Annotated in this window: 23 protein-coding genes; 5 read left to right on the forward strand and 18 right to left on the reverse strand. The window is 63.8% G+C overall.

The annotated features are described in order from the left end of the window. Nucleotides 1-2: 2 nt before the first annotated feature. From trxB to HNE_RS18805, 3 genes are all read right to left on the reverse strand, one after another. Complete coding sequence (gene trxB, locus HNE_RS02735; RefSeq protein ID WP_011645577.1) at nt 3-974, reverse strand: thioredoxin-disulfide reductase; 972 nt, start codon at nt 972-974, stop codon at nt 3-5. A 107-nt stretch (nt 975-1,081) separates the two neighbouring features. Next, nucleotides 1,082-1,933, reverse strand: coding sequence for a cation diffusion facilitator family transporter (locus HNE_RS02740; protein ID WP_233351981.1), 852 nt, complete (start codon nt 1,931-1,933; stop codon nt 1,082-1,084). Next, nucleotides 1,930-2,118, reverse strand: a complete 189-nt coding sequence (locus HNE_RS18805) for a hypothetical protein (protein WP_162467550.1) — start codon at nt 2,116-2,118, stop codon at nt 1,930-1,932. The genes HNE_RS02740 and HNE_RS18805 overlap by 4 nt, the downstream gene beginning before the upstream one ends. 200 nt (nt 2,119-2,318) lie before the next feature. Here HNE_RS18805 and HNE_RS17740 point away from each other — a divergent pair, with 200 nt between their 5' ends. Continuing rightward, nucleotides 2,319-3,044 carry a VOC family protein gene (locus tag HNE_RS17740; RefSeq protein WP_049754998.1) on the forward strand — a complete coding sequence of 242 codons (726 nt, stop codon included), beginning with the start codon at nt 2,319-2,321 and terminating at the stop codon, nt 3,042-3,044. A gap of 417 nt (nt 3,045-3,461) precedes the next feature. On the opposite strand, the gene HNE_RS02750 is transcribed toward HNE_RS17740, so the two are convergent. The 3 genes from HNE_RS02750 to HNE_RS02760 all read right to left on the reverse strand — a co-directional run bounded on the left by HNE_RS02750 (nt 3,462) and on the right by HNE_RS02760 (nt 8,523). Beyond that, nucleotides 3,462-3,644 carry a DUF3008 family protein gene (locus HNE_RS02750; RefSeq protein WP_011645580.1) on the reverse strand — a complete coding sequence of 61 codons (183 nt, stop codon included), beginning with the start codon at nt 3,642-3,644 and terminating at the stop codon, nt 3,462-3,464. Between the two features lie 133 nt (nt 3,645-3,777). Beyond that, a complete protein-coding gene (gene gyrB / locus HNE_RS02755) occupies nt 3,778-6,222 on the reverse strand; it encodes a DNA topoisomerase (ATP-hydrolyzing) subunit B (RefSeq protein WP_011645581.1) in 2,445 nt (814 codons plus the stop codon). 174 nt (nt 6,223-6,396) lie between these two features. Continuing rightward, the gene (locus HNE_RS02760) at nt 6,397-8,523 is read right to left on the reverse strand and encodes a DEAD/DEAH box helicase (protein ID WP_011645582.1); all 2,127 of its coding nucleotides are present in this window, start codon (nt 8,521-8,523) and stop codon (nt 6,397-6,399) included. Between the two features lie 131 nt (nt 8,524-8,654). On the opposite strand from HNE_RS02760, the gene hemN reads away from it, so the two are divergent. Next, nucleotides 8,655-10,007 (forward strand): oxygen-independent coproporphyrinogen III oxidase, encoded by a 1,353-nt coding sequence (gene hemN, locus HNE_RS02765; protein ID WP_011645583.1) that lies wholly within the window; start codon nt 8,655-8,657, stop codon nt 10,005-10,007. Here the strand turns inward: hemN and fghA are convergent. Next, entirely contained in the window at nt 10,004-10,846 is an 843-nt protein-coding gene (gene fghA, locus HNE_RS02770; RefSeq protein ID WP_011645584.1) for an S-formylglutathione hydrolase, read from the reverse strand. The two genes, hemN and fghA, sit on opposite strands and share 4 nt — an antisense overlap. A gap of 147 nt (nt 10,847-10,993) precedes the next feature. On the opposite strand from fghA, the gene HNE_RS02775 reads away from it, so the two are divergent. Next, the gene (locus tag HNE_RS02775; protein WP_035590194.1) at nt 10,994-12,085 is read left to right on the forward strand and encodes a glutathione S-transferase N-terminal domain-containing protein; all 1,092 of its coding nucleotides are present in this window, start codon (nt 10,994-10,996) and stop codon (nt 12,083-12,085) included. Nucleotides 12,086-12,094: 9 nt separating this feature from the next. Here HNE_RS02775 and HNE_RS02780 read toward each other — a convergent pair whose 3' ends face one another. The 10 genes from HNE_RS02780 to HNE_RS02825 all read right to left on the reverse strand — a co-directional run bounded on the left by HNE_RS02780 (nt 12,095) and on the right by HNE_RS02825 (nt 20,451). Continuing rightward, the gene (locus tag HNE_RS02780) at nt 12,095-12,385 is read right to left on the reverse strand and encodes a hypothetical protein (protein ID WP_011645586.1); all 291 of its coding nucleotides are present in this window, start codon (nt 12,383-12,385) and stop codon (nt 12,095-12,097) included. 22 nt (nt 12,386-12,407) lie between these two features. Beyond that, nucleotides 12,408-12,785 (reverse strand): VOC family protein, encoded by a 378-nt coding sequence (locus HNE_RS02785; protein WP_011645587.1) that lies wholly within the window; start codon nt 12,783-12,785, stop codon nt 12,408-12,410. Between the two features lie 31 nt (nt 12,786-12,816). Continuing rightward, on the reverse strand, nt 12,817-13,284 hold the full coding sequence (locus tag HNE_RS02790; RefSeq protein WP_011645588.1) for a GFA family protein: 468 nt from the start codon (nt 13,282-13,284) through the stop codon (nt 12,817-12,819). Further along, the gene (locus tag HNE_RS02795; protein ID WP_011645589.1) at nt 13,284-14,390 is read right to left on the reverse strand and encodes an S-(hydroxymethyl)glutathione dehydrogenase/class III alcohol dehydrogenase; all 1,107 of its coding nucleotides are present in this window, start codon (nt 14,388-14,390) and stop codon (nt 13,284-13,286) included. The genes HNE_RS02790 and HNE_RS02795 overlap by 1 nt, the downstream gene beginning before the upstream one ends. A gap of 68 nt (nt 14,391-14,458) precedes the next feature. Continuing rightward, nucleotides 14,459-15,571 (reverse strand): DNA replication/repair protein RecF, encoded by a 1,113-nt coding sequence (recF, locus tag HNE_RS02800; protein WP_011645590.1) that lies wholly within the window; start codon nt 15,569-15,571, stop codon nt 14,459-14,461. Nucleotides 15,572-15,577: 6 nt separating this feature from the next. Continuing rightward, nucleotides 15,578-15,973: a putative quinol monooxygenase gene (locus HNE_RS02805; RefSeq protein WP_035590192.1), complete on the reverse strand. Its 396-nt coding sequence runs from the start codon at nt 15,971-15,973 to the stop codon at nt 15,578-15,580. A gap of 3 nt (nt 15,974-15,976) precedes the next feature. Further along, entirely contained in the window at nt 15,977-17,098 is a 1,122-nt protein-coding gene (gene dnaN, locus HNE_RS02810; RefSeq protein WP_011645592.1) for a DNA polymerase III subunit beta, read from the reverse strand. A 183-nt stretch (nt 17,099-17,281) separates the two neighbouring features. After that, on the reverse strand, nt 17,282-18,655 hold the full coding sequence (locus HNE_RS02815; RefSeq protein ID WP_011645593.1) for a chromosomal replication initiator protein DnaA: 1,374 nt from the start codon (nt 18,653-18,655) through the stop codon (nt 17,282-17,284). A 632-nt stretch (nt 18,656-19,287) separates the two neighbouring features. Next, nucleotides 19,288-19,551 (reverse strand): 30S ribosomal protein S20, encoded by a 264-nt coding sequence (gene rpsT / locus HNE_RS02820; RefSeq protein WP_011645594.1) that lies wholly within the window; start codon nt 19,549-19,551, stop codon nt 19,288-19,290. 117 nt (nt 19,552-19,668) lie between these two features. Next, a complete protein-coding gene (locus HNE_RS02825; protein ID WP_011645595.1) occupies nt 19,669-20,451 on the reverse strand; it encodes an enoyl-CoA hydratase-related protein in 783 nt (260 codons plus the stop codon). A 245-nt stretch (nt 20,452-20,696) separates the two neighbouring features. Between HNE_RS02825 and HNE_RS02830 the strand changes: the two genes are divergently transcribed. Beyond that, nucleotides 20,697-22,061 carry an ABC1 kinase family protein gene (locus tag HNE_RS02830; protein ID WP_011645596.1) on the forward strand — a complete coding sequence of 455 codons (1,365 nt, stop codon included), beginning with the start codon at nt 20,697-20,699 and terminating at the stop codon, nt 22,059-22,061. Beyond that, nucleotides 22,058-22,750 (forward strand): phosphatase PAP2 family protein, encoded by a 693-nt coding sequence (locus tag HNE_RS02835; RefSeq protein WP_011645597.1) that lies wholly within the window; start codon nt 22,058-22,060, stop codon nt 22,748-22,750. Before HNE_RS02830 ends, HNE_RS02835 begins: the two co-directional genes overlap by 4 nt. A 7-nt stretch (nt 22,751-22,757) precedes the next feature. Here HNE_RS02835 and HNE_RS02840 read toward each other — a convergent pair whose 3' ends face one another. Next, on the reverse strand, nt 22,758-24,032 hold the full coding sequence (locus HNE_RS02840; RefSeq protein WP_011645598.1) for a cytochrome P450: 1,275 nt from the start codon (nt 24,030-24,032) through the stop codon (nt 22,758-22,760). Nucleotides 24,033-24,064: the final 32 nt, after the last annotated feature.

Consider the following 24,064-nt stretch of genomic DNA (forward strand, 5'->3'; position numbering starts at 1 on the left):
ACCTATTCGGCCGGAACAGCCGCTTCTACATGCGCTTCCTGTTCGGAGAGGAAGCGTTCGGCGTCCAGCGCCGCCATGCAGCCCATGCCGGCGGCCGTGACGGCCTGACGGTAGGTTTCGTCTGTCACGTCGCCGGCCGCGAACACGCCGGGAATGGCGGTGCGGGGCGAGCCGGGCTCGGTGATCAGATAGCCGCTTTCGCGCATTGGCAGCTTGCCGACGAACAGCTCGGTAGACGGGGCATGGCCAATGGCGACAAAGACGCCGTGGACGGGCAGTTCGCGGATGGCGCCGGTGGTGACATCCTTGATGCGGGCCGCCGTGACGCCGAGCGGGTTTTCATCGCCGACGACTTCTTCCAGCGCATGGTTCCAGATCACTTCGACCTTGGGGTTCTTGAACAGGCGGTCCTGCAGGATTTTCTCGGCGCGGAAATGGTCGCGGCGGTGGATGACGGTGACCTTGGAAGCAAAGTTCGTCAGGAACAGCGCCTCTTCAACGGCCGTGTTGCCCCCGCCGATGACGAGCACTTCCTTGCCGCGATAGAAGAAGCCATCGCAGGTGGCGCAGGCGGAAACGCCGAAGCCCTTGAACTTTTCTTCGCTGGGCAGATCGAGCCATTTGGCCTGCGCGCCGGTGGAGATGATGACAGAATCAGCCGTGTAGACTGTGCCGCTTTCGCCCACAGCCTTGAACGGGCGGGTTTCGAAATCGACCGAGGCGATGTGATCATTGGCGACCTTGGCGCCCATCTTCTCGGCATGTTCCTGCATCTTCACCATCAGTTCGGGCCCCTGGATGTGGGATTCGCCCGGCCAGTTCTCGACCTCAGTGGTGATGGTCAGCTGGCCGCCCGGCTGCATGCCGGTGACCACGAGCGTGTCGCGCAGGGCGCGGGCAGCGTAGACGGCGGCGGTCCAGCCGGCGGGGCCTGAGCCGATGATCAGGATTTCGGCGTGTTGTGTCTCGGCCATCGGGGCCTCCTTGAAGCGTCTGGCCCGGCAGTCTCAGCCGGTCGTCTGGCCCCATATGGGGCGTCTGGCCTGAGGGTTAAAGCGCCGGCGGGCCTGCTGCAAGGCAGCTATTCAGGCTGCGACATCACTTCGACGGTGGCATGGGACACTTTGAAGGCGCTGGCGAGGCGGGCTTTGACATCGCGGCGCAGGATTTCGGGATTGGTGCCGGGTTTTGCCGTGACTTCGAGGGTCACCAGGGGGCGCGATTCGGTCAACGACCAGGCATGCACATGGCTCACGCGCGCCACACCCGCGACATTCGCGGACAAATCCTGGACAATTTCGGACACCGACAGCTCGTTGGGGGCCCCCTCGAGCAGGATGTGGCCAGACTGGCGCATGATGCGGACACCGGCAAAGATCACCAGCCCGGCGACCAGAGCGGAGAGGATGGGATCGGCCGGGGTCCAGCCCGTCCAGAGGATGACACCCGCCGCGAGGATGGCGGCGACCGAGCCGAGGAGGTCTCCGGCAACATGCCAGAGGGCGCCGCGCATGTTGAGGTCTTCCCGGTCTCCGCCATGCAGGACGGCAAAGGCGGCGATGTTGACCAGCAATCCGCCGGCCGCAACCAGCAGCATCAGTCCCCCCATCACCTCGACCGGGGCGAGGAGACGGTGGACCGCTTCCCAGATGATCCAGAGGCCCAGAAGGATCAGGAGGACGCCATTGGTGAAGGCGGCGAGGATCTTCATCCGCGCGAAGCCGTAGGAGCGATGAGGATCTGCCGGACGCTCGGCGAGCTTGTAGCCGATCCAGGCGAGGATGAGCGAGCCGGCATCGGTGAACATGTGCGCGGCGTCTGCCAGGAGGGCGAGGGAGCCGGAGATCAGGCCGCCGGCGATCTCGGCCAGCATGAAACCGGCTGTCAGCGCGGCGGCGATGGCCACGCGGCGGCGCGAGTCGGCGCTGGTCATGTCGGCATGGTGTTCATGCGAATGACCGGCATGGCTGTGGTCATGGCCATGACTGTGCCCGTGAGCATGCATGTGGTCGTGGCCGTGATCGGGCCCATGGTCATGCGTGGCGGGATCGGCGGGGCAATCGAGGCCCGCGGTTTCATCCGGCCCATGGGCATGATCATGATCGCGGTCTGGATCATGGCTGTGGACGCTGGCAGCGCCAGGGCGGGGTGGTTTTGCTTCAGAATTGGTCATCTTGGAGGCAGGCGTGGCGCCTTCCGGCGGGGAAATCAATTCAGGCGTAATAGCATAACCTTGTTTACCTTGCGTCGTTGTTGCGGCGTTTGTTCTGCCCGTTAGGGTCTCCTCAAAAGAAAATACCTCCGGGGAGTACCAGACCATGACATTGCCGCGTCTCCGCCAATTGGTGATCGCCGCCCGAAACCTGAAGACCGCTGACCAGCTGGCCGAGCTTCTCGGGCTTGGCGAACCCTTCATTGACACCGGTGTCGAGGAGTTTGGCCTCGTCAACCGCGTGTTCCCCATCGGCGACCAGTTCCTCGAAGTTGTCGTGCCGACGAGCGACAAGGCGCCCGCCGCCCGCTTCATCGAGCGGGGCGGGGAGGGCGGCTATATGGCGATCTTCCAGGTGGAAGACCTGACCGCCGCGCGCACGCGGATCGACAGGCTGGGCGTTCGGCGCGTGTGGAATGTGGACCTTGAGGACATTGCCGCCAGCCACCTTCACCCCGCAGACGTGGGCGGGGCGATTGTGTCCATCGACGAGGCGCGCCCGGCGGCGAGCTGGCGCTGGGCTGGCCCCGGCTGGCAGAAGCGGGCCAAACCCGGCGCGCTGCGCGGGGCGATCCTGGCCGGGCCGGACCCCGAAGGCATGGCGGCGCACTGGGCCGATATTCTGGAAGTGCCCAAGGGGCGGCGCTACCTGCGCATCGCGGATGAGGCGGGCATTGAATTCCGCCAGGGGCCGGAAGAACGCCTGATCCAGTTCCAGATCGCCGTGAAGGAACCGCGGGTGATCCTGCAACGGGCGCGCGGCATGAACCTCTGCGTAGTCGACAAGGTGGTGAAGATCGCCGGCATGGGGCTGGAGCTGGAGGCGCTTTAGGGGCGGGCGCCTGCGCCGCGCGCAGCATTAGCGGCCGGACGCAGCGAAGGCTGGCCGGTGTGCGGGGCTGAATTCGGGATCTGTTTAAAGCTAGGAGGTGTCGGCGTGCGCGATGCGCGTGCTGGCCCCCCTTCGTCAGGGCGCAGTGCGCCCTGCCACGTCCCCCGCAAGTTCGGGGGCAGATTGGCTGCGCGTCATCTGTGCTGAAAATAGCCGGAAGCTATGACGACCAGACAGGATCGCTCCGGTGCGCCCGGCCGGGCGCAGGTGGTCTGTAGGCGGAAGGGCTGGGATCGCGGTCGCCGAGGAAGGCGAGGGAGACCCGGCCCGATGCACAACACCAAACCCCTCTCCTGCTGGAAGAGGAGAGGGCCATCGCAAAGCGATGGGAGGTGAAGGGCACTGCGCGTTCGCGGCCTAACCCTTCCGTTCCGGGATCTTATCATGTTTGGTGGAGGCCATCTCCTCAAGCTCTTTCTCGGACATGCTCTCATACATCTCAACCGAGGCGCCTTTGAGTTTCGATTTGGGCGTGTCGCCGCGCTTGGCCGACAGGGCCGCACCAGCAGCTTTCTGCTGGGCTTCAGACTGGGCTTTCATGGGTCTCGCTCCTTGCTGCGCTCGCGTCCTCCCACGGAGGATTTAACGCGCAAGGGCGGGGATGGTTGCGTTTGCAAGATTGCGAGAAGATCCCGGATCGGCCTTTGGCCGTCCGGGATGACACGGGGAAGGGCTAGACGTCGACTTCGGCTTCCAGCGCAAACTCTTCGATGAACTCCCGGCGGGGTTCGACCACGTCGCCCATCAGTTTGGTGAAGAGTTCGTCGGCTTCGTCGGCGTGCTCGACCTTGACCTGCAGGAGCGTGCGGGCGTTGGCGTCGAGGGTGGTTTCCCAGAGCTGGCTGGCGTTCATTTCGCCCAGACCCTTGTAGCGCTGGATTTTCAGGCCTTTGCGGCCTGATTCCAGTACCGCGCCGAGCAGTGTGGACGGTCCGTTGACGGAAATTTCGCCGCCTTTTTCATGGCGCAGGATCGATTGCTCCGCATAAAGCTCTTGCAGGCCGACGGCCCGATCGGAGAGGCGGATGGCGTCCTGACTGGCCATCAGGGCCGGGGGCAGGACGGCATTTTCATCCACGCCGCGCACGGTGCGCTGAAGCACAAGCGCGCCTTCCACGAAGCGGCCGACCCAGGTGTCTTCGCCTTCTTCGGCGAGGCGGTTGAGGCGGGCGGCGGTCGCGTCGGCCTCGTCCTGTCCGGCGCCGGGCTTCATCGCGCCGGTGAGGGCGGCGTGCTCGATCAGGTCAGCCGGCGCGCGCAGGGCGAGGCGGCGCAGGCTGGCGCGGAATTGCGCCGCCTGATGGACCTGCTCGCGCAGGTCCGCCCCGGCAATCTGGGTGCCATCGGCGAGGATCAGGGTTTCCCCGGTGGTGCCTTCCTCGATGAGGTAGGATTCCAGCTCTGCGTCGTCCTTCACATAGCGCTCAGACCGGCCGCGCGTGACTTTGTAGAGCGGGGGCTGGGCGATGTAGAGATAACCGTTTTCGATAATCTCCGGCATCTGACGATAGAAGAAGGTGAGCAGCAGGGTGCGGATGTGGGCGCCGTCAACGTCAGCATCTGTCATGATGATGATCTTGTGATAGCGCAGCTTGGCAATGTTGAACTCATCCCGGCCAATGCCGGCGCCGAGCGCCATGATCAGTGTACCGACCTGATCGGAGCCGAGCATCTTGTCAAAGCGCGCGCGCTCAACGTTGAGGATCTTGCCGCGCAGGGGGAGGATGGCCTGGTTGTCCCGGCTGCGGCCCTGTTTGGCAGAGCCACCGGCCGAGTCACCCTCGACGATGAAGATTTCGGATTTCGCCGGGTCTTTTTCCTGGCAGTCCGCGAGCTTCCCCGGAAGGGAGGTGATGTCGAGCGCCGATTTGCGGCGTGTCAGCTCGCGCGCCTTGCGGGCGGCTTCGCGGGCGGCAGCAGCCTCGACGACCTTCTCCATGATGATCTGGGCTTTCTTGGGGTTCTCTTCGAACCACTCGCCCAGCTTCTCGTTGATCAGGCTTTCGACAACCGGGCGCACCTCGGAGGAGACGAGCTTGTCTTTCGTCTGGGAGCTGAACTTCGGGTCGGGCACCTTGACCGAGAGCACGCAGGTCAGTCCTTCGCGGGCGTCATCGCCGGAAATCTCGACTTTCGATTTTTTCGCGGCGCCGGTTTCGTTGGCGTATTTGTTGATGATGCGCGTGAGCGCGCCGCGGAAGCCGGCAAGGTGGGTGCCGCCATCGCGCTGGGGGATGTTGTTGGTGAAGCAGAGGACGGATTCGTGATAGGTGTCGGTCCATTCCAGCGCGGCTTCGACGGTGATGCCGTCTTTCTCGCCGATGACATAGATGGGCTCTCCGATGAGGGAGGATTTCTGCCGGTCGATATGCTGGACGAAGGCTTTCACGCCGCCTTCATATTCCAGGATGATTTCGTAGGGCTCAGCCTCGCGCTCATCCCGGAAGATGATCTTTACACCGCTGTTGAGGAAGGCGAGCTCGCGCAGGCGATGCTCGAGCGTCTTGCGGTCATAGTCGGTCATCGTGAACGTTGACGTGGAGGCGAGGAAGCGCAGGGCGGTGCCGGTATAGGCCTTGCCGTTTTCGCGCTTCGGGGAAGGTCCGCGCGTGACGAGCGGAGCCTCGACGCGGCCACCCTCGACGAAGCGGACGAAATGTTCCTTGCCTTCGCGGTGGATGGTCAGCTCCAGCCAGTCAGACAGGGCGTTGACGACCGAGACGCCGACGCCGTGAAGGCCGCCGGAGACCTTGTAGGAGTTCTGGTCGAACTTACCGCCGGCGTGCAGCTGGGTCATGATGACCTCGGCCGCCGAGACGCCTTCGGAGGGGTGGAGGCCGACAGGGATGCCGCGGCCATTGTCGGTGACTTCGGCCGAGCCATCGGGGAAGAGGGTGACCGTCACATGGTCGGCATGGCCGGCGAGGGCTTCGTCGATGGAGTTGTCGACGACCTCGTAGATCATGTGGTGGAGGCCGGAGCCGTCATCGGTGTCGCCGATGTACATGCCGGGACGCTTGCGCACGGCATCAAGGCCCTTGAGGACCTTGATGGAGCCCGCGCCATACTCGCCTTCGCCGCCCTCTTCGGGGGCTTCGGGATTGATGTCTTCGGCCATGGGGAACTGCTTTCTCGATGATTCTTCGAAATTCCCCTTAAATATAGGGGATTTACGCTCCGCTGGGAACCGGAACGGCAATCATTTTACAGTGCCGCAAGGGCACAGAAAATGGCTTATGAATCAGCGAATTACCAGGGGTCTGAGGGGCGGCTGGGCCGCCCCGGCAACGGCTTACGCGCGCGGCTTCTTCAGGCCCTGGAAAGTCTTGGGTTTTACGCCCTTGCCACCAGCCGGTTTACCGCCGGTTTTCGGCTTGCCGGGGCCTTTGTTCGGGCCCTTTGAGGCGCCGCCGAAAGACTTGCCTTTGGAGCCGGTCCAGGGCGTTTTTGCGGGCCGGTCGCCGTCTTCGCGGGGGCGATCACTCCGGGGGGCGCTGCGCTTTTCATACGGTTTGCCGGCGGGGCGTTCGGAACGCTCTGGGCGTTCCGGGCGATCTGGACGCTCTGGGCGCGGGGGGCGCTCGGCGGGGTTCCAGTCGGGCTTGCGCTCGAAACTGCGTTCGGGACGGCTGGCGGCGGGGCGGTCCGGGCGGCGGTCACGCTCACGCGGGGGCGGGGCGCCGGGGTCTTCGCGCTCAGGAATACCCTCGAGCGGGAACGCCTGCAGGCTGCCTTCGAGGCGGCCATTGACGGCGTTCTCGAACAGGCGCTGGGCCCCTTCGGGGGTCAGCTCGACATGGGTGTTGCCGTTGTTGATGCGGATCTGGCCGATCTGGTCGCGGTCGATATCGCCGGCCTTGCAGAGCATCGGCAGCAGCCATTTGGGGTCAGCGTTTTTCTTGCGGCCGACATTGATGGCGATCCAGACGGCGCCGTCGAGGCTGGCGCGTTCGCGCTGGGGACGGGGCGCGCGCGGTTCCCGCGGTTCCCGCTCACCCCATTCGCGGGGTTCACGCGGGGCGCGTTCGGCGCGTTGCGGACGGTCCTGCCAGTCGCCGCGGTCACCGCGCTCTTCGCGGGGTTTGCGGGCAGGGGGACGGTCATCGACATCGCGCAGGTCTTCGGGCGCCGTGCGGCCGGCGCGGGCCTTGCGGATGAAGGCGGTAGCGATCTGTTCGGGCGTATGCTCGGCCATCAGGCGGGCGACGAGGTCTGCCTCTTTGTCTGCCATGGGGTTGGTCAGCGCGGTGTCTGCCAGGAGGCGGGTGTCGTCACGGTTGATGACTTCATCGGCCGAAGGCGGACGGCCCCAGCGAGCCTCGACCTTGGCATCCTGCAGGAGGCGCTCAACGCGGCGGCGGGCCTTGGGCGCAACGATCAGTGTACTGATGCCTTTGCGGCCGGCCCGGCCGGTGCGGCCTGACCGGTGGAGCAGGGTGGCCGGGTCCCGCGGCAGGTCTGCATGGATCACGAGATCGAGCTTGGGCAGATCGAGCCCGCGCGCCGCCACATCGGTGGCGATACAGACGCGCGCCCGGCCAGAGCGCAGCGAAGAGAGCGCATTGGCGCGCTCTTTCTGGCTGAACTCACCTGAAAGCGCGACAACGCTGAAACCGCGATTGCCGAGGCGGGCCACGAGATGGTTCACCGAGGCGCGGGTGGAGCAGAACACGATGGCGCTTTCGGTATCGGAATGGCGCACAATGTTGACGATGGCGTTTTCTTCGTCACCGGGCGCAACAACCAGCGCTTCATAAGCGATGTCGGCATGGGCCGTCGTGTCGCTGTCTGTGGTGATGCGCAGGCCGTTTTTCTGGTAGCGCGTCGCCAGCGCCGCGATGCCCTTCGGCACGGTCGCCGAGAACATCAGCGTGCGGCGTTCCTTGGGCGTATCTTCCAGGATCAGCTCAAGCTCTTCACGGAAGCCGAGGTCCAGCATCTCGTCGGCCTCGTCCAGCACCACGGCGCGGATGGCGGAGGTGTCGAAGGAGCCGCGATTGATATGGTCCACCAACCGGCCGGGCGTGCCGACAACGATATGGGCGCCGCGCTCAAGGGCCCGGCGCTCGTCGCGCATGTCCATGCCGCCGACGCAGGTGGCGATTTCAGCGTTCGTGTTGGCGTAGAGCCAGCGCAGCTCACGCGCGACCTGGAGGGCCAGCTCGCGCGTGGGCGCGATGATGAGGCCGAGCGGGGTGGCCGCGCGGATCAGGAAGGTATCTTCGCCGCCGAGCAGTTCGTTGGCGATGGCGAGGCCGAAGGCGACCGTTTTGCCCGAGCCGGTGCGCGCGGAGACCAGCAGGTCGCGCCCTTCCAGCTCTGGCGCCGTGGCAGCGGCCTGGACTTCGGTGAGGGTTTCGTAACCACGTTCGTGGATTGCCGCGCGGAGGGCGGCGGGCAGGGTTTCAGGCAGGTTCATGGGGGAGACTAGACTTTCAGGCGTCACAATCGGTGCCCAATGGCACGAAAACAGCGTTGCGGCTATGGCAGAGCGCCACATACGGGAGAATACTTACAGTGAACATCCTTAGGCAATGATAATCCGGCGCCATGAAAGACGCCTGGATCCCCTTCGCCGCCCGCGCGGTGCCCCGTTATACCAGTTATCCGACAGCGGCAGACTTCTCGCCTGAAACGGGAGAAGCCCAGCTGCGGGCGTGGATGGCCGCGGTAGCGCCCGGAGAGCCGGTTTCGGCCTATCTGCACATCCCGTTCTGCGAAAAGCTCTGCTGGTATTGCGGCTGTGCCACCAGCGTTCCCAATGGTTACCGGCGGGTGGGCGAGTATACAGACCTTCTGCTCAAGGAAATTTCCCTGAAAGCGGACGCGATGGGGCCGCATGGGGGGCTTGCCCATCTGCATTTCGGGGGCGGATCACCCAATATCCTCAGCCCGGCTGATTTTCTGGAGCTTGCCGATGCGATGCGGCGCAGCTTCGGCCTTCGGGAGGGCGCCGAGATAGCCGTGGAGCTGGACCCGCGCACGATGCAGGCCGGGCAGGTGGCCGCCTTTGCGCGGGCGGGCGTTAACCGGGCGAGCCTGGGCGTGCAGACACTGGCCGATGATGTGCAGCAAGCCATCAACCGGGTCCAGCCGCGTGAAATGGTGGTGGCGCTGATCGAGGACCTGCGCGGGGTGGGCATCGGCGCGATCAATATGGATCTGATGTATGGCCTGCCTTACCAGACAACACAGCATGTGGCGCAAGCCGCGCAGTTTGCCGCCGAGATGGGCGCCGCGCGGGTTTCAGTCTTCGGCTACGCGCATGTGCCCTGGTTTGCCAAGCATCAGCGCGCGATTAATGAAAACACCCTTGCCGGCATACGGGAGCGGTTCACCCAGGCGCGGGTGGCGGCGATGACGCTGGAGGCGGCGGGATATGTTGCCATCGGGCTGGATCACTATGCCCGCGCCGATGACGCACTGGCGATTGCCGCGCGCGCGGGGCGCCTGCGCCGGAATTTTCAAGGGTATACGGATGACCCCTGCGCGACCCTGATCGGCCTGGGGGCGACGGCCATATCGCAGTTCCGGGAAGGCTTCAGCCAGAATTGCAAGGACCGCAAAGCCTGGGCCGGGGCAATCCAGGCCGGACGGCTGCCGTCCGAGCGCGGCATTGCTCTGACGGCGGAAGATCGCCTGAGGGCGCATGCCATCGAAACACTGATGTGCCAGCTTGAAGTGGATGTGACGGCGGTTTGCGCGGCGATGGGCGTTGCCGATGACAGCCTTGATGACGCGCTGGAGAGCGCCCGCGCCCTGGAAGCGGTGGGGCTTTGCTACGTTTCCGGATCAGTGATCACCGTGCCCGAAGAGGCGCGCATAATGCTGCGCACGGTGGGGCAATGTTTTGATGCGCGCTCGCCCGCGCTCGCGCAGCAGCGCCACGCGAAGGCGGTCTAGGCTTTCAGCGCCTTGGCATGGTGGGCGATATGTTCGTCCATGAAGGTGGCGATGAAGTAATAGTCGTGGCCATAGCCTTCGCGCAGGCGGTAATCGAGGCGCTGGCCGTCTTTCTCGCATGCCTTGATGAAGATTTCCGGTTTCAGCTGGGGCTCGAGGAAATTGTCTGCCGTGCCGGTGTCGATGAGGAGAAGCGCTTTTGAGGGGCGCTCTTTCACCAGCTCTGTGGCGTCATACTGTTCCCAGGCAATGGAAGGCGCGCCGAGATAGGCGGTGAAGGCTTTCTCGCCCCAGGGCACGCGGGCCGGGGACGTGATCGGGGAGAAGGCCGAGCAGGATTTGTAAGTGTCCGGATGTTTCAGGTGCAGCGTCAGGGCGCCGTGGCCGCCCATCGAGTGGCCGAAGATGCCTTGCCTGCTCATGTCGGCTGCGGGGAAGTTTGCGGCGATGAGGTCGGGGAGTTCATCGGTGATGTATGGGTCCATCTTGTAGTTTTTGGCCCAGGGGTCCTGCGTGGCGGTGAGGTAGAAGCCTGCGCCCTGGCCGAGGTCATAGGCCTCGTCATTGGGCACGTCTTCGCCGCGGGGGGAGGTGTCGGGCGCGATGATCATCAGCCCATGGCGGGCGGCGTGTTCCTGAATGCCGCCTTTTTCCATCACATTGGCCCAGGTGCAGGTGAGGCCGGAGAGATACCAGAGCACGGGGACGGGGCCGTCCTTTGCCTGCGGGGGCACGTAGACGGCAAAGCGCATCGTGCAGCCAAGCAGCCCGCTTTCATGGTCGTGGACGGAGAGCGTGCCGCCAAAGGATTTCCAGGAAGAAACTTGCGTGAGGGTCATGGGGGCGCTCTCGAGGCTGGCTGCGTGAGGGGGAAGGGCCTTCTGGCCCTTTGGGGGCGGCCAAGTCAAGGAAGGCGCGCGCGAGGGGTTGCCGGGAGGGCTGGCGTTTGAAATGACGAGGGGAAGAAGAAAGTCGAAGGGACGCAGATGAGCGAGTACACGCTTTACGGGGCCGAGGTCAGCTATTTCACCGGCAAGGCGCGGGCCTATCTGCGCTGGCGCGGGGTGGCGTTTCAGGAACTGGCAGCGACGCAGGCGGTTTACCGCGATATCATCCTGCCCAATGTCGGCTGGCCGGTGATCCCCGTGATGGTGACACCGGAGGGGGATGTGGTGCAGGACAGCGCCGACATTATCGACGCTGTGGAGGCGCGCGAGAAACTTAGCCCCCCGGCCATTCCCGATACGCCGGTGCAGCGCTTTGTGGCACAGCTGCTCCATCTCTATGCGGATGAGTGGCTGACCCTGCCGGCGATGCATTACCGGTGGAGTTATAATGAGGACTGGGCGTATGGGCAGTTCGGCGCGTTGTCAGCCCCGCAGGCGAGCCCGCCGGAGCAATACGAGATCGGCAAGAAGAATGGCCAGCGCTTCAAGGGCGCGTTGCCGGTGCTGGGCGTGCACCCTGAAACCATTCCGGGTATCGAGAAATCCTATGAGGCGTTTCTGGATGAGTTTTCGGCGCATCTGGAGGCGCATCCCTTCCTGCTGGGCGGGCGGCCGTGTCTGGCGGACTTTGCGTTTATCGGGCCGCTCTATGCGCATCTTTACCGGGACCCATCGTCTGGCGAGATGATGAAGCGGCTGGCGCCGCGTGTGGCCGACTGGGTGGAACGGGCGCATGCCGGGGAGAAGGGCACGGGCGATCTGATGGCGGACGATGCCATTCCTGAAACGCTGGAGCCGATCCTGGCGCGGCAGATGCGCGAGCAGTTCCCGGCGCTGGTGGAGACGGTGGAGCTTTATGCGCGCTGGGCGGGCGAGGCAGCGCCGGGGGCGTTTGTGCCGCGCAGCCTTGGCGAAATCTGGGTGGAGATTGAAGACACGCGCGGCCCGGCGCAGGCGCGGACCTTTCCGCTCTACCGGATGCAAGCGGTGACGGATGCATATGACGCGATGGATGATGGCGCGAAGGCGCGGGCGGACGCGCTGCTGGAGCGTGTGCTGGGTGAGCCGCTGAAAACTTTCCGCCTGCCGAAGCGCCTTGTGCGGACGAATAGCCGGTTGGCGCTGGTCTGAGATCAGGCGTCAGCGGGGGCGGGGGAAGGAGACGGCGAAACCGTCTTCGATGTAGCCTTCGTCGGGCTGGTTATGCGGTGTGCCGTGCTGCATGAAGTATTCCAGCGCGGGCCAGCGCGCGGCGACTTTTTCTTTGAGGGCCGGTGTGAGGCCGTCTCGCATATGGGCGACGAGGGCCCTGGTCCATGGGGCGAGCGTGGTGATCTCGTTGCCGCTGCGCCGGGCTTCCTCGACGATCCAGACGATGGCTTCAGACTGGATGGAGGACAGGTCGGGAGTATCCGGGTCCGGGTAGGCCATGGCCGGATACTCCCTGCTGTCGTCAGCCGCGCATCATGGTGCAGATCTTGTTGCCGTCAGGGTCGCGCAGGTAAGCGAGGTAGAGTTTCATGCCGCCGCCTTCGCGCCAGCCTGGGGGATCTTCGATGGCGGTGCCGCCGGCTTCGACGCCGGCCTTGTGCCAGGCGTCTGCCTGCTCGGTGGAGGTGACGGCGAAGCCGATCGTGCCGCCATTGGCGTGGCAGGCGGGCGCGCCGTCGATCGGCGGGGTGACCAGGAACATGCTGCCATTGTGGATGTAGATCAGGCGGCCTTTGGGATCAGCAATGCCGGGCTTGCCGCCGAGCGCGCCGAACAGGGCGTCATAGAATTTCTGGGATTTGCCGATGTCGTTAGACCCGACCATTACGTGACTGAACATTTTGGTATTTCCTCCGTTTGTTGATCTTAGTTCAAAGTGCAGGTGGACGCGCGCCATGGTCGGCAAATGCCGCCATGGCCGGGCCATAGTCTTCCGGTGCGGGGAAGCCCTCATAGCTGAATTCTGCGCCGGTCTGAGCGTAGGGAAGGCGTTCGCGCGTCATCGTCTCGATGATGGGACGTACCCAGCTGGCGTCTTCCAGCATGCCCGGCCGAAAATTCACGAAAGGCATGCCGGGGAGCCGCGTGAACAGCCAGTTCTTGCAATGAGGGCAAAACATCTGCTGGTTCTCGGTATGCAGGCCGCCGATTTCCGGGGCGCCTTCTGTTACCTCGAAACCGTTTGCCGGCAGCAGGAGTGACAGCGAATACGGGCCGCTCGTCAGTTTCTGGCAGCCTGTGCAATGGCAGGCCATCGAGACCAAAGGCGGGGCCGTGATCTTCATTTTCACTTGTCCGCACAGGCAGGTGGCGGTCCAGGGGAGTTGCCATTCGTCCATCAGTACACAACCACGCTGCGGATCGACTTGCCCTCATGCATCAGGTCAAAAGCGTCGTTGATCTTGTCCAGCGTCATGACGTGGGTGATCATCGGGTCGATTTCGATTTTGCCGTTCATGTACCAGTCGACGATCTTGGGGACGTCCGTGCGGCCCTTGGCGCCGCCGAAGGCTGTGCCGCGCCAGTTGCGCCCGGTGACCAGCTGGAAGGGACGTGTGCTGATTTCCTTGCCTGATTCGGCCACGCCGATGACGACGCTGGTGCCCCAGCCGCGATGGCAGCATTCCAGCGCTTGGCGCATCACGGTGGTGTTGCCGGTGCAGTCGAACGAATAGTCTGCGCCCCCGCCGGTCAGCTCGACGATATGGGCGACGACATCGGAGACGTTTTTCGGGTTGACGAAATGCGTCATGCCGAATTTGCGGCCCCACTCTTCCTTGTCCGGATTGATGTCGACGCCGACGATCATGTCGGCGCCTGCCATGCGCGCGCCCTGGATGACGTTGAGGCCGATGCCGCCGAGACCGAAGACGACGACATTCTCGCCGACCTGAACCTTGGCCGTGTTGACGACCGCGCCAACGCCGGTGGTGACGCCGCAGCCGACATAGCAGGCTTTATCAAAGGGCGCGTCTTCGCGGATCTTGGCGACGGCGATTTCGGGCAGGACGGTGAAGTTCGAGAAGGTGGAGCAGCCCATATAGTGGAAGACGGTCTGGCCTTTATAGCTGAAGCGGCTGGTGCCGTCTGGCATCAGGCCCTTGCCCTGCGTGGCGCGAATGGCCGTACACAGATTGGTCTTGCCTGAGAGGCAGCTTTTGCACTGGCGGCATTCTGGCGTGTAGAGCGGGATAACGTGATCGCCGGGCTTCACGCTGGTCACGCCTGCGCCCACCTCGCGGACGATGCCGGCGCCTTCATGGCCCAGCACGCTGGGGAAGATGCCTTCGCTGTCAAGCCCGTCGAGCGTGTAGGCATCCGTGTGGCAGATGCCCGTCGCCATGATTTCGACCAGCACTTCACCGGCCTTGGGCCCTTCAAGGTCAAGCTCGACAATTTCGAGCGGCTTTTTGGCTTCAAAGGCAACGGCGGCGCGGGTCTTCATGGGGCAGGCTCCTAAATTCGAACCTTTACCTAGTCCGCTGCGCGGTCCCGGTCCACTCCCCGGCAGGTCTATTCAGCGAGGGTGGCAGACCCTTCATCCACGCGGATACGCTGGGCGCGGTCGCCGAAGGCTTCGAAGAGGAAGGCCTCTGTGCCGGTGAGCCAGGCCTGACCGCCCAGCACGGTGAGTTCGTCGAAGAGGGCGGCGCGCCGGTCGGGGTCGAGATGGGCGGCCGCTTCATCCAGCAGCAGAAGGGGCGAGGGGCCGGAGCCGCCTGCCGAGAGGGCGGTGGCCGAGGCGAGGACGAGGCCGATCAAGAGCGCTTTCTGCTGGCCGGTGGAGGCTTCGCCGGCGGGCGCGGCGGTGGGCCGGTGGATGACGGCGAGGTCTGTGCGGTGGGGGCCTGACAGGGTGCGGCCCGCGCCGATGTCTCGGCGGCGGCCGCTATGATAGGCGTCGACCAGCAGATCAAAGATCGTGCGGAAGTCTTCACCCTTGAGGGCGGCGGCTTCGGCCGCGCCTTCCAGGGTGAGGTCAGCTTTCGGGAAATGGCCTTCGGGGCGCGCGTCGATGGCGATCTGCAGAGCTTCCAGAACGATGGCGCGGTTGATGGCCATTTCGGTGCCCGCTTCGGCGAGGCGCGCCTCAATCGCATCGGCCCAGGCGGGGTCGACATGGCCGCGCTCAATCAGGGCGTTGCGCTCGGCGAGGGCCTTGTCATAGCGCGCCGCCGCTTTGCCATGTGCGGGGAGGTGGGCCATCACCAGCCTGTCGAAGAAGCGGCGCCGGTCAGACGCCCCGCCCCGGAATACCCCGTCCATCGCCGGGGTGAGCCAGACGATGCGGATGCGTTCGGCGAGGTCTCCGGGCGAAGCGGGCGCGCCATCGATGCGCACCGTGCGCTTGGCGGTTCCGGCGGTGTCCAGCGTGATGGAGATTTTCTGTTCGTCATCCAATGTGGCCGCTAGCGCCCAGCCGCCGGGGGCATCGCGCCGGGTCATCTCGGAGAGCTGCGCGCTGCGCAGGCCGCGGCCCGGCCCGAACTGGCTGACGGCTTCCAGGAGGTTTGTCTTGCCCGCGCCATTGGAGCCGTAAAGGCAGACGGGGCGCGCATCGAGGCGCAGCGTCAGGCCGGCATAGTTGCGGAAATCCGTCAGGCTGAGGCGGGTCAGGGCGGTCATGCCGTCTCAGTCGCCGGAATGAAGTCCGTGCCCGCCCTGTGGCTGTGTCTCGGCGATCTGCTCCATGCCCGCAATGATTGGCCGGGCTTTCTGGATGGCGGCCTGAACCTGGGGCAGGGCGAGGGAGGCCTTGTGGCTGTCAGCGTCGCTCCAGGCTTCGGTGACCCAGATGGTATTGGGCTCTGCCGGATCGCTCGCCACGATATAGCTGAGGCAGCCGGGCATATCGCGCAGGCCTTCCAGCAGGTAGCCGATGAGTTCATCGCGCTTGCCGTCTGCCGAAATGAATTTGCCGATCAGGCCGTACATGCCCGTCTCCCTGGTTTCTGCATGGCCGGGCAATCCGGCCAGCGCAGCTGTGGCGAGCGCGCCGCCGATGAAGATGCGGCGGCCCGTCTGCACGGCTTACACCCGCAGCGGCATCACGACAAACCGCGCGGAATCGTCTGACGGATCGAGCACGAGCGCGGGGGAGGCGGGGTCATTGAACATGAACTCCACTTCGGAGGATTCAATCTGGCCGGCGATGTCGAGCAGGTATTTGGCGTTGAAGCCGATTTCCATCGGCTCGGACTCATACTCGGCTTCGATCTCTTCATTGCCGGCGCCGGTCTCGGCATGGTTCACCGCCAGGGTGAGGCGGCCATTGGAAACGGAGAGCTTCACCGAGCGCGAGCGCTCTGCCGAGACCGTCGAGACGCGGTCAACCGCAGCCTCGAAGGCTTTGTTGTCGACGGTCATTTTCTTGTCGTTCCCTTTGGGGATGACGCGGGCATAATCGGGGAAGGAGCCATCGATCAGCTTGGAGGTCAGCACCGCGCGGCCGGCGCGCAGGATGATCTTGGTGTCGGAGACTTCGATCTCGACGTCTTCATCAAGGCCATCGAGCAGGCGGCGGGCTTCGCCGACCGTCTTGCGCGGCACGATCACGCCGGTGAGTTTCTCGGCGCCCTTGGGGGCTTTCAGCTCCGCCAGGGCGAGGCGGTGGCCATCGGTGGCGACGGTACGCAGCACGGCGGAGCCATCATCGGCCTTGGCGGCGTGCAGATAGATGCCGTTGAGATAGTAGCGGGTCTCTTCGGTGGAGATCGCAAAGCGGGTCTTGTCGATCAGGCGGGCGAAATCCTTCGCGGCGATCTTGAAGCTGACGGCGCCTTCATCGGGCGTCATGGTCTGGAAGTCAGCTGCCGGCAGGGTTGGCAGTTCGAACAGTGAGCGGCCGGCGGCGATCGTCAGGCGCTGGGACTCCGGGTTGAGCTCCAGCTCCACCTCAGCGCCGGAGGGCAGCTTGCGCACCACGTCAAACAGCGTGCCGGCCGGAGCCGTTACTGAGCCCGGGCGGGACACATTGGCGAGCGCAGAGTCCACGGCCTCGATGTCGAGGTCGGTTGCGGTGAGCTTCAGCGCGCCCTGGGTTGCCTCCAGCAAAACGTTGGAGAGAATTGGAATTGTCGTCCGGCGCTCGACAATGTTCTGAACATGGCTGAGGGCGTCCAGAAGGTCTCCGCGTTCGATCGTCAGTTTCATCGTCTCATCCGTTCATCCTGGGGCCGGCCAGGCCCCGCTTCGTCGTCATCGCCGGTTTGTGTCTGGAGTCTGTTCCGCAAGGCAAGCCGGGAATCAGCCCGCTCCGGGCAGGAGCGGGCTGATGAGCCTTAACGAAGTTGCAGGAAAAGCCAAGCGCCCGGCAGCCCGCGCGCTGAAAATGGCTCAGATTTGTCCGCTTTCCATCAGCTCAAGCACCACAGTCTGAACGCGGGCAATGTCTGCGGCCAGTTCCTGGTCCTTGCCGATGTCCCCATCCATGCGGCGATAGGCGTAAAGGACCGTTGTGTGGTCGCGTTTGCCAAAGGCCCGGCCGATCTGAGGGAAGGATTTCCGCGTCATCGTCCGGCAGAGATACATCGCAATCTGACGGGGGTAGACGAAGCCGCGCATCTTGCTCGGGCCTTCCAGATCGGTCTTGGCAATCGGGAACACTTTCAGCGTCGCCCGCTTGATTACATCGATCGAGGGCTCGCGCTGCTCGCCGGCATGACGGCGGACAATGCGGTCCAGCATTTCCATTGTTGGCGCCCGCTCACCGAAGCCTGCTTCGGTGTAGAGGCTCCACACCGCGCCGGTCAGCTCGCGGCCGGGGCCACGGATGCCGGAGTTGAGACGCTGCATCATCTCATCGGTCAGCACGAAGGCGGGATGATTTTCCGCGATGTGGCCGGCCAGGCGGATCAGGATTTCGCGGCGCATGCCGGCATCTGGCAGTTCCACCTCAACGGCAGTCGCGCCCTTGATCTCGCTGCGCATCCGCTGGCCGAAACCGGAGGCATCGCCTGGGGCAGAGTCGCCGACCAGAACAACCTGCCCGCCATTGGACGTGACTTCGCGGATGTTCTGATAGAGCTCGGTTTCCGTGCCGGGTTTGCCGGCGATGCGGTGCAGGTCGTCGATCAGCAGGATCGAGGCGGCCCGCAGACGCTTCTTCAGGTCGCTCGTGTCGCGTGCCTTCACACCGTCCAGATAGGCCGACATGAATTCCTCGGCGGTCAGGTAGACGATCCGGCGGGCAGTGTCCCGGCGGGCGGCTTCCAGACGGAGGGCCTGCATGAGGTGGGTCTTGCCGGTGCCGGGCGGGCCATAGATCAGCGTGGTGGCCGTGCCGGCAGGAAGGCCCGCGGCAATACGCTTTGCCAGCGTCACGGCGATTTCGTTCGACGGGCCGGTCACCAGCGTGTCGAAGGTCATTGCCGGGCCAGCGCCCGACGATGTGGCGGGTGCCTGCGGCTCGGCCGGAACCGGCGTCTCGGCAACAGCCCATGGGTCATCGACCAGATCGCGCAGGTCTGCCGGAGCATTCCGCCAACAGATCAATTTGAGGGCGCGTTCAGCCGGGTCAGCGGCTGCCCACAATTTCTCGATCACGCGCAGATGCTGGCTGCTGACGCGGTCAAAAGCCAGCGGATCGCGCGCGGCGACAATCATTTCGCCATTGTGTTCTGCGACAACGCGCAGGTCTGCGATCCAGCGCGTGAATTCAGATTCCGTGATCTTGTCCCGCAGGACATCGCGCACATCGTTCCAAATCATTTGGCCTGTCGTTTCAAAAGCGTCACTGCCTTGTGCCGCCTCCAATTCGAAAGGCGAGACAGTTGTTTCGTTTCGGTCCATCACCGAGCCCCGTTTCTAATTATGATCGCTCATTCCAGCCTTTACACGACACACCCGGCAGGCCCCCGCCTGAAACACAAAAAACTCTGTACCGGGACTAAATTGGCTGGTATGGAGAAAATATTCCGAGGGGATTTTTCTGGCAAGTACTAACTTTTTGAGACAGCCGCATTTCACGTGTTGACACCCCGGCGAGCGGAAAAAAACTGGCGGGAATTCATGTGACTGAGCGATTTCAGGTTTTTTGAAGTGATCGCCCGCTTACTTTTGTTCGCATCTGTTCTGTCAATACGGAATGCTGACTCAACCCTGTGGAATACATGATTATTGATCTTGATCTGGCAGGGGTGCAACATCGCCGGGCAGCCTTGGGGAAAGCGCGCAAAAATGCAGCCCTGAGCCTCTAGCGCAGGGGCTTTCAAATATCTACTTTAGGGTGAAAACAAGGCCGCGCACAAAAAAGCCCGGAAAGAAAAACCCGCCAGGCGCGTTACCGGGCGGGCCATCTTTTCAGCTGCCGCTCAAAGCCGGCAGCGGGCTTGGCGTTGACCTCAGGCCATTGCCTTGACGCGGGCCGAAAGGCGCGAAACCTTGCGGGAAGCCGTGTTCTTGTGGGTAACGCCTTTGGTCACCGACCGCATGATTTCAGGCTGCGCCGCTTTCAGGGCTTCCTGAGCAGCAGGCTTGTCACCAGATGCGATCGCTTCCTCTACCTTGCGAACATAGGTGCGCACGCGCGAGCGGCGGGCTTTGTTCACATCGGTGCGCGCAGCGATCTTGCGCACCATTTTCTTGGCTGAGCGGGTATTCGCCATAACAAACTCCTGGCGCCCGGCGGGATGTCCCTCGGGCAGAAGGCGCGGAGATACATAAACGGCTCTCGGGCGTCAACCGTCATCGTGACGGAAAAGCAGCCTTTTCGCCTGCGCCGGTCAGCGATCCCGGAAATGGGCCGAGCGCTTCTCCACATAGGCTTTCATGCCTTCTTTCTGATCGTCGGTGGCGAAAAGCGACTGGAACAGGCGGCGTTCGAACTGAATCCCCTGTGAAAGCGGGGTTTCGAAGGCGGCCTTGATCGCCTCTTTTGTCATCATCGCAGCAGCGCGGGGCATGGCGGCAATGGTGGCGGCCAGGGATTTGGCTTCGCTGAGCAGATCATCGGCCGGGACGATCCGGGCCACCAGGCCGCAGCGTTCAGCCTCCTCGGCCTCCATCATGCGCCCGGTGAGGCACAGCTCCATCGCCTTTGACTTGCCCACAGCGCGGGTCAGGCGCTGGGTGGCGCCGGCGCCCGGCATCACGCCGAGGCGGATTTCCGGCTGACCGAAGCGGGCATTGTCGGCGGCCAGGATGATGTCGCACATCATGGCCAGTTCACACCCGCCGCCGATGGCATAGCCGCCCACGGCCGCGATGATGGGCTTGCGGGCACGCGCCGCGCGCTCCCAGTTCCGGGTGATGAAATCCTCATAATAGGATTGCGGGAAGGTCTTTGACTGGATCTCGCGGACATCGGCGCCGCCGGAGAAGGCGCGCTTGGTCCCCGTCAGGATGATGCAGAGGATGGCGTCGTCCGCTTCAAACCGGTCGATTGCCTGGGTCAGCTCCGTCATCATTTCCTCGCTGAGGGCGTTGAGGCTCTCTGCGCGGTTCATCTGGATGAGCGCGTAACCATCTTCTGCGTTCACTTCGGTGATGAGGGTATTGTAGGCCATGACGGGTCCTTGAGGGGGGGCGGTCTCTGGCCGCCGGTGGGGTATGGGGTCGGGGTGGGCGCTGCGGGCTCGCGTCGTTCGGGCCCATCAGAGGGGCTGGCCGGGAATACGGGCATTAAGGGTGCAGGGCGGGGCCTCAGCAATTGTGGCGATCTCGGGGCGGCGTATACGCCTGCATGAACACTTTGTCACCCCGCCCGCCTGCAGCCTGTCCAAGGCGGCGGGGCAGGCCTATATCCTCCGGCATGAGCCAGCCCCCATCCGATACCTCCGATCCCGAACGCAACCGCCTCTCCGGGCGGATTGCCCGCACTGCCAAGGTGGGCGCCAATCTGTCGGGCGCGGGGCTGACCTTTGCGGCCCAGTCGCTGTTTGGCGGCGACAAGGGTGACGAGCGGATCGCCAGGGCGATGGCGGCCGCGCTGGGCAAGTCCAAAGGGCCGCTGATGAAGGTGGCGCAGATGGTCTCGACCGTGCCCGATCTGCTGCCGCCCGAATATGCTGCCGAGTTCGCCAAGCTGCAGGCCGAGGCCCCCGCAATGGGCTGGCCCTTCGTGAAGCGCCGGATGCGGGCGGAGCTGGGCGCGGACTGGGACGGCAAATTTGCAGACTTCGGCAAGGAAGCCAGCCACGCCGCCTCGCTTGGCCAGGTGCATGGCGCGACCCTGCACGACGGCCGCAAGGTTGCCTGCAAGCTGCAATACCCGGACATGGCAAGCGCGGTGGAGTCCGATATCGGCCAACTCCGGACACTTCTCGGCCTTTTCAAGCGCATGGATGGCTCGATTGATGCCGACGAGATGGTCGCCGAGATCACCGACCGTCTGCGCGAGGAACTCGATTACGAGCGCGAGGCCAAACATATGGCGCTCTACCGGGACATGCTCTCGGACAAGGCCTTCATCAAATGCCCTGAGCCGATAGCAGAGCTTTCGACCGCGCGGCTGATCACCATGACCTGGATGGAGGGCGAGCGGCTCGATGCGTTCGAGACCACGCCGCAGGAAACGCGCAACCGCATTGCCGAGATGCTGTTCTGGACCTGGTGGGCACCGATGAACTCCTATGCCGTGATCCATGGCGACCCGCATCTTGGCAATTATCAGGTGACCGGCGGCGGGGAAGGGATCAACCTGCTGGACTTCGGCTGTGTGCGCATCTTCCCCCCTGCCTTTGTGGCCGGCGTCGTCGATCTCTACCGGGCGATGTTGCACGATGATTTTGACGCGGCCTATGCCGCTTATGAGGCCTGGGGCTTCCAGAACCTGTCGCGGGAGCTGGTTGAAGTTCTGAACGTCTGGGCGCGCTTCATCTATGGCCCGATTATCGACGACCGGGTGCGCACGGTGGCCGATGGCGTGTCGGCCGGGGAGTATGGCCGCAAGGAAGCTTTCCGCGTGCGCCAGCTGCTGAAGGAAAAAGGCCCGGTGAAGATCCCGCGCGAGTTCGTGTTCATGGACCGCGCCGCCATTGGCCTGGGCGCGGCCTATCTGCGCCTTGGCGCGGAGCTCAATTTCCATGAGCTGTTCGAGCAAAGTCTGGAGGGCTTCTCCGTTGAGAAGGTGACGGCGCGCCAGGCTGAGGCACTTGGACGGGCAGGCCTTGCATGAAGCCCCCAGCCTGGATGCCGACACTCTCGATCGCCTCGATCCGCGAGGTTGGTCCTATAGCTGTTCTTGGGATTATTGCGCTCTGCCTTCTGGGCTTTGCCTGGCTGGCGGATGAAATCTCCGAGAACGACATCCATGCCTTCGACCATGCCGTGATGACCTGGCTCCATGCGCCCGGAGAGGCTTCCAAGCCACTTGGGCCCGATTGGCTGCTCAATTCCATGATCGATATTACCGCACTTGGTGGGTACACGATCCTGATATTGCTGACGCTTGGCGCTGCGCTCTACCGCATCGCACGAAAGGATTATGTGACCGCAGGCGTGGTGGTCGCTGCAATTGGCTCGGGCGCGCTGGTAACCAATCTTCTCAAACTTGGATTTGACCGGGCACGACCCGATTTCGTGGAACATCTCACGCATGCCGCCAGTTCAAGCTTTCCAAGCGGCCATGCGACCCAGGCGGCCATCGCCTTTCTAACGCTTGGCGCGCTTATGGCCCGAACCCAGGAAAACCGCCGGGTCAAAGCGCTGATCCTGGGCGGGGCGCTTTTCCTGACAATTCTTGTGGGCATAAGCCGCCTCTATCTTGGTGTGCATTGGCCGACCGACGTGCTGGCTGGCTGGTGCCTCGGCGCAGCATGGGCCGGTCTCTGGTGGCTCTTGCTGCGCCGGATTGCGGGGAACTGATTTGTAATCAGCTCATCTTGAAGCGGATCGGCACGGACTTTGGTCCGCTGACGAAGTTGGCCTGGGTGCGTTGGGGTTTGCCGGCCATCTCGATGGAATGGAGGCGGGGCAGCAGTTCTTCCCAGAGGACACGCATTTCCATCCGGGCGAGGTGCTGGCCGATGCAGACATGGGCGCCGTAGCCGAAGGCGACGTGCTTGTTGGGCGAGCGGTCAACCTTGAAGGTGAAAGGGTCGTCGAAGACGGCTTCGTCGCGGTTGCCCGACGGATAGGCCAGGAACAGCCAGTCGTTTTTGGCGATCTTCTGCCCGGCGACTTCGGTGTCGTCGGTGGCGGTGCGCATGAAGTGTTTCACCGGCGTTTCCCAACGGATGGATTCTTCCACCATCGAGGGGATCAGCGAGAGATCGTCTTTCACTTTCCGGAACTGGTCGGGATTTTCAGCCAGCGCCCACATCGCGCCCGCGGTGGTGTTGGACGTGGTGTCATGGCCGGCGGTTGCGGCGATGATGTAATAGCTCATCGCTTCGAGATGGCCGAGTGGTTGGCCGTAGACGGCGCCATTGGCGATGACGCTGGCAAGGTCTTCGCGCGGGTTCTGGCGGCGGTCTTCGGTCATGGCGTTGAAATAGGTCATGAAGTCGAAGATCGTTTCATTGATCATCTTCAGCGCGTCGTCGGTGGTGCCGACTTCCTTGCCGGCGCGGTTTACGTCCGGGTCCTGCGTGCCGAAAAGTTCCTGTGTCAGCTTCAGCATGCGCGGCTCGTCAATCGGCGGCACGCCGAGCACTTCCATGATCACGTGCAGCGGATAGAGGAAGGCGACATCGCGGGCGAAATCGCATTCGGTGCCTTTGGCGGCCATCTGGTCGATGAAGCCGCGCGCGATCTCGCGGACGCGGTCTTCCAGCTTGCGCAGGTTCTGCGGCATGAACCAGGCCTGGGTGAGGCGCCGGTACTGCATGTGGTCGGGATTATCCATCTGGACGAGGGAGCGCAGGATGTTGGGGGAGCCGCCCATCATCTCGCGCACGCGCTTGTCGCTCTCGATCGTTGTCAGCGTCGCGGAGCGGTCTTCGTTATGGAAGAGGTCGTTCTGGCGCTCGATGTTGAGGATGTCAGCATGGCGGGTGACCACCCAGAAGGGGTCAAAGCCTTCGACGGTGGCGACATCGAGCGGCGCATTGGCGCGCAGCCAGGTAAAGGCGTCGTCCACGCGTTTCCCGTCGGCATAGGCTTTCGGGTCGATCACTTCGCGGGCAATGTGTTCAGGTATGGCCATGGTTTTTCCTCCCGGTTCCGGATCGGCTGCGG

Origin of the sequence: Hyphomonas neptunium ATCC 15444, from assembly GCF_000013025.1 — a bacterium.
GTDB lineage: Bacteria > Pseudomonadota > Alphaproteobacteria > Caulobacterales > Hyphomonadaceae > Hyphomonas > Hyphomonas neptunia.

Coding starts and splice junctions, on each gene's coding strand:
- rpsT (WP_011645594.1), bottom strand. CDS start 19,551: ATGGCGAATACCCGCTCAGCCAAGAAAATGGTGCGCAAGATCGCTGCG.
- HNE_RS02790 (WP_011645588.1), bottom strand. CDS start 13,284: ATGGACGAATGGCAACTCCCCTGGACCGCCACCTGCCTGTGCGGACAA.
- HNE_RS02840 (WP_011645598.1), bottom strand. CDS start 24,032: ATGGCCATACCTGAACACATTGCCCGCGAAGTGATCGACCCGAAAGCC.
- HNE_RS02835 (WP_011645597.1), top strand. CDS start 22,058: ATGAAGCCCCCAGCCTGGATGCCGACACTCTCGATCGCCTCGATCCGC.
- HNE_RS02785 (WP_011645587.1), bottom strand. CDS start 12,785: ATGTTCAGTCACGTAATGGTCGGGTCTAACGACATCGGCAAATCCCAG.
- HNE_RS18805 (WP_162467550.1), bottom strand. CDS start 2,118: ATGATCCAGACCGCGATCATGATCATGCCCATGGGCCGGATGAAACCG.
- hemN (WP_011645583.1), top strand. CDS start 8,655: ATGAAAGACGCCTGGATCCCCTTCGCCGCCCGCGCGGTGCCCCGTTAT.
- gyrB (WP_011645581.1), bottom strand. CDS start 6,222: ATGGCCGAAGACATCAATCCCGAAGCCCCCGAAGAGGGCGGCGAAGGC.
- HNE_RS02780 (WP_011645586.1), bottom strand. CDS start 12,385: ATGGCCTACCCGGACCCGGATACTCCCGACCTGTCCTCCATCCAGTCT.
- HNE_RS17740 (WP_049754998.1), top strand. CDS start 2,319: ATGACATTGCCGCGTCTCCGCCAATTGGTGATCGCCGCCCGAAACCTG.
- HNE_RS02775 (WP_035590194.1), top strand. CDS start 10,994: ATGAGCGAGTACACGCTTTACGGGGCCGAGGTCAGCTATTTCACCGGC.
- HNE_RS02830 (WP_011645596.1), top strand. CDS start 20,697: ATGAGCCAGCCCCCATCCGATACCTCCGATCCCGAACGCAACCGCCTC.
- HNE_RS02750 (WP_011645580.1), bottom strand. CDS start 3,644: ATGAAAGCCCAGTCTGAAGCCCAGCAGAAAGCTGCTGGTGCGGCCCTG.
- HNE_RS02795 (WP_011645589.1), bottom strand. CDS start 14,390: ATGAAGACCCGCGCCGCCGTTGCCTTTGAAGCCAAAAAGCCGCTCGAA.
- recF (WP_011645590.1), bottom strand. CDS start 15,571: ATGACCGCCCTGACCCGCCTCAGCCTGACGGATTTCCGCAACTATGCC.
- HNE_RS02760 (WP_011645582.1), bottom strand. CDS start 8,523: ATGAACCTGCCTGAAACCCTGCCCGCCGCCCTCCGCGCGGCAATCCAC.
- HNE_RS02825 (WP_011645595.1), bottom strand. CDS start 20,451: ATGGCCTACAATACCCTCATCACCGAAGTGAACGCAGAAGATGGTTAC.
- fghA (WP_011645584.1), bottom strand. CDS start 10,846: ATGACCCTCACGCAAGTTTCTTCCTGGAAATCCTTTGGCGGCACGCTC.
- trxB (WP_011645577.1), bottom strand. CDS start 974: ATGGCCGAGACACAACACGCCGAAATCCTGATCATCGGCTCAGGCCCC.
- HNE_RS02740 (WP_233351981.1), bottom strand. CDS start 1,933: ATGACCAGCGCCGACTCGCGCCGCCGCGTGGCCATCGCCGCCGCGCTG.
- HNE_RS02815 (WP_011645593.1), bottom strand. CDS start 18,655: ATGATTTGGAACGATGTGCGCGATGTCCTGCGGGACAAGATCACGGAA.
- dnaN (WP_011645592.1), bottom strand. CDS start 17,098: ATGAAACTGACGATCGAACGCGGAGACCTTCTGGACGCCCTCAGCCAT.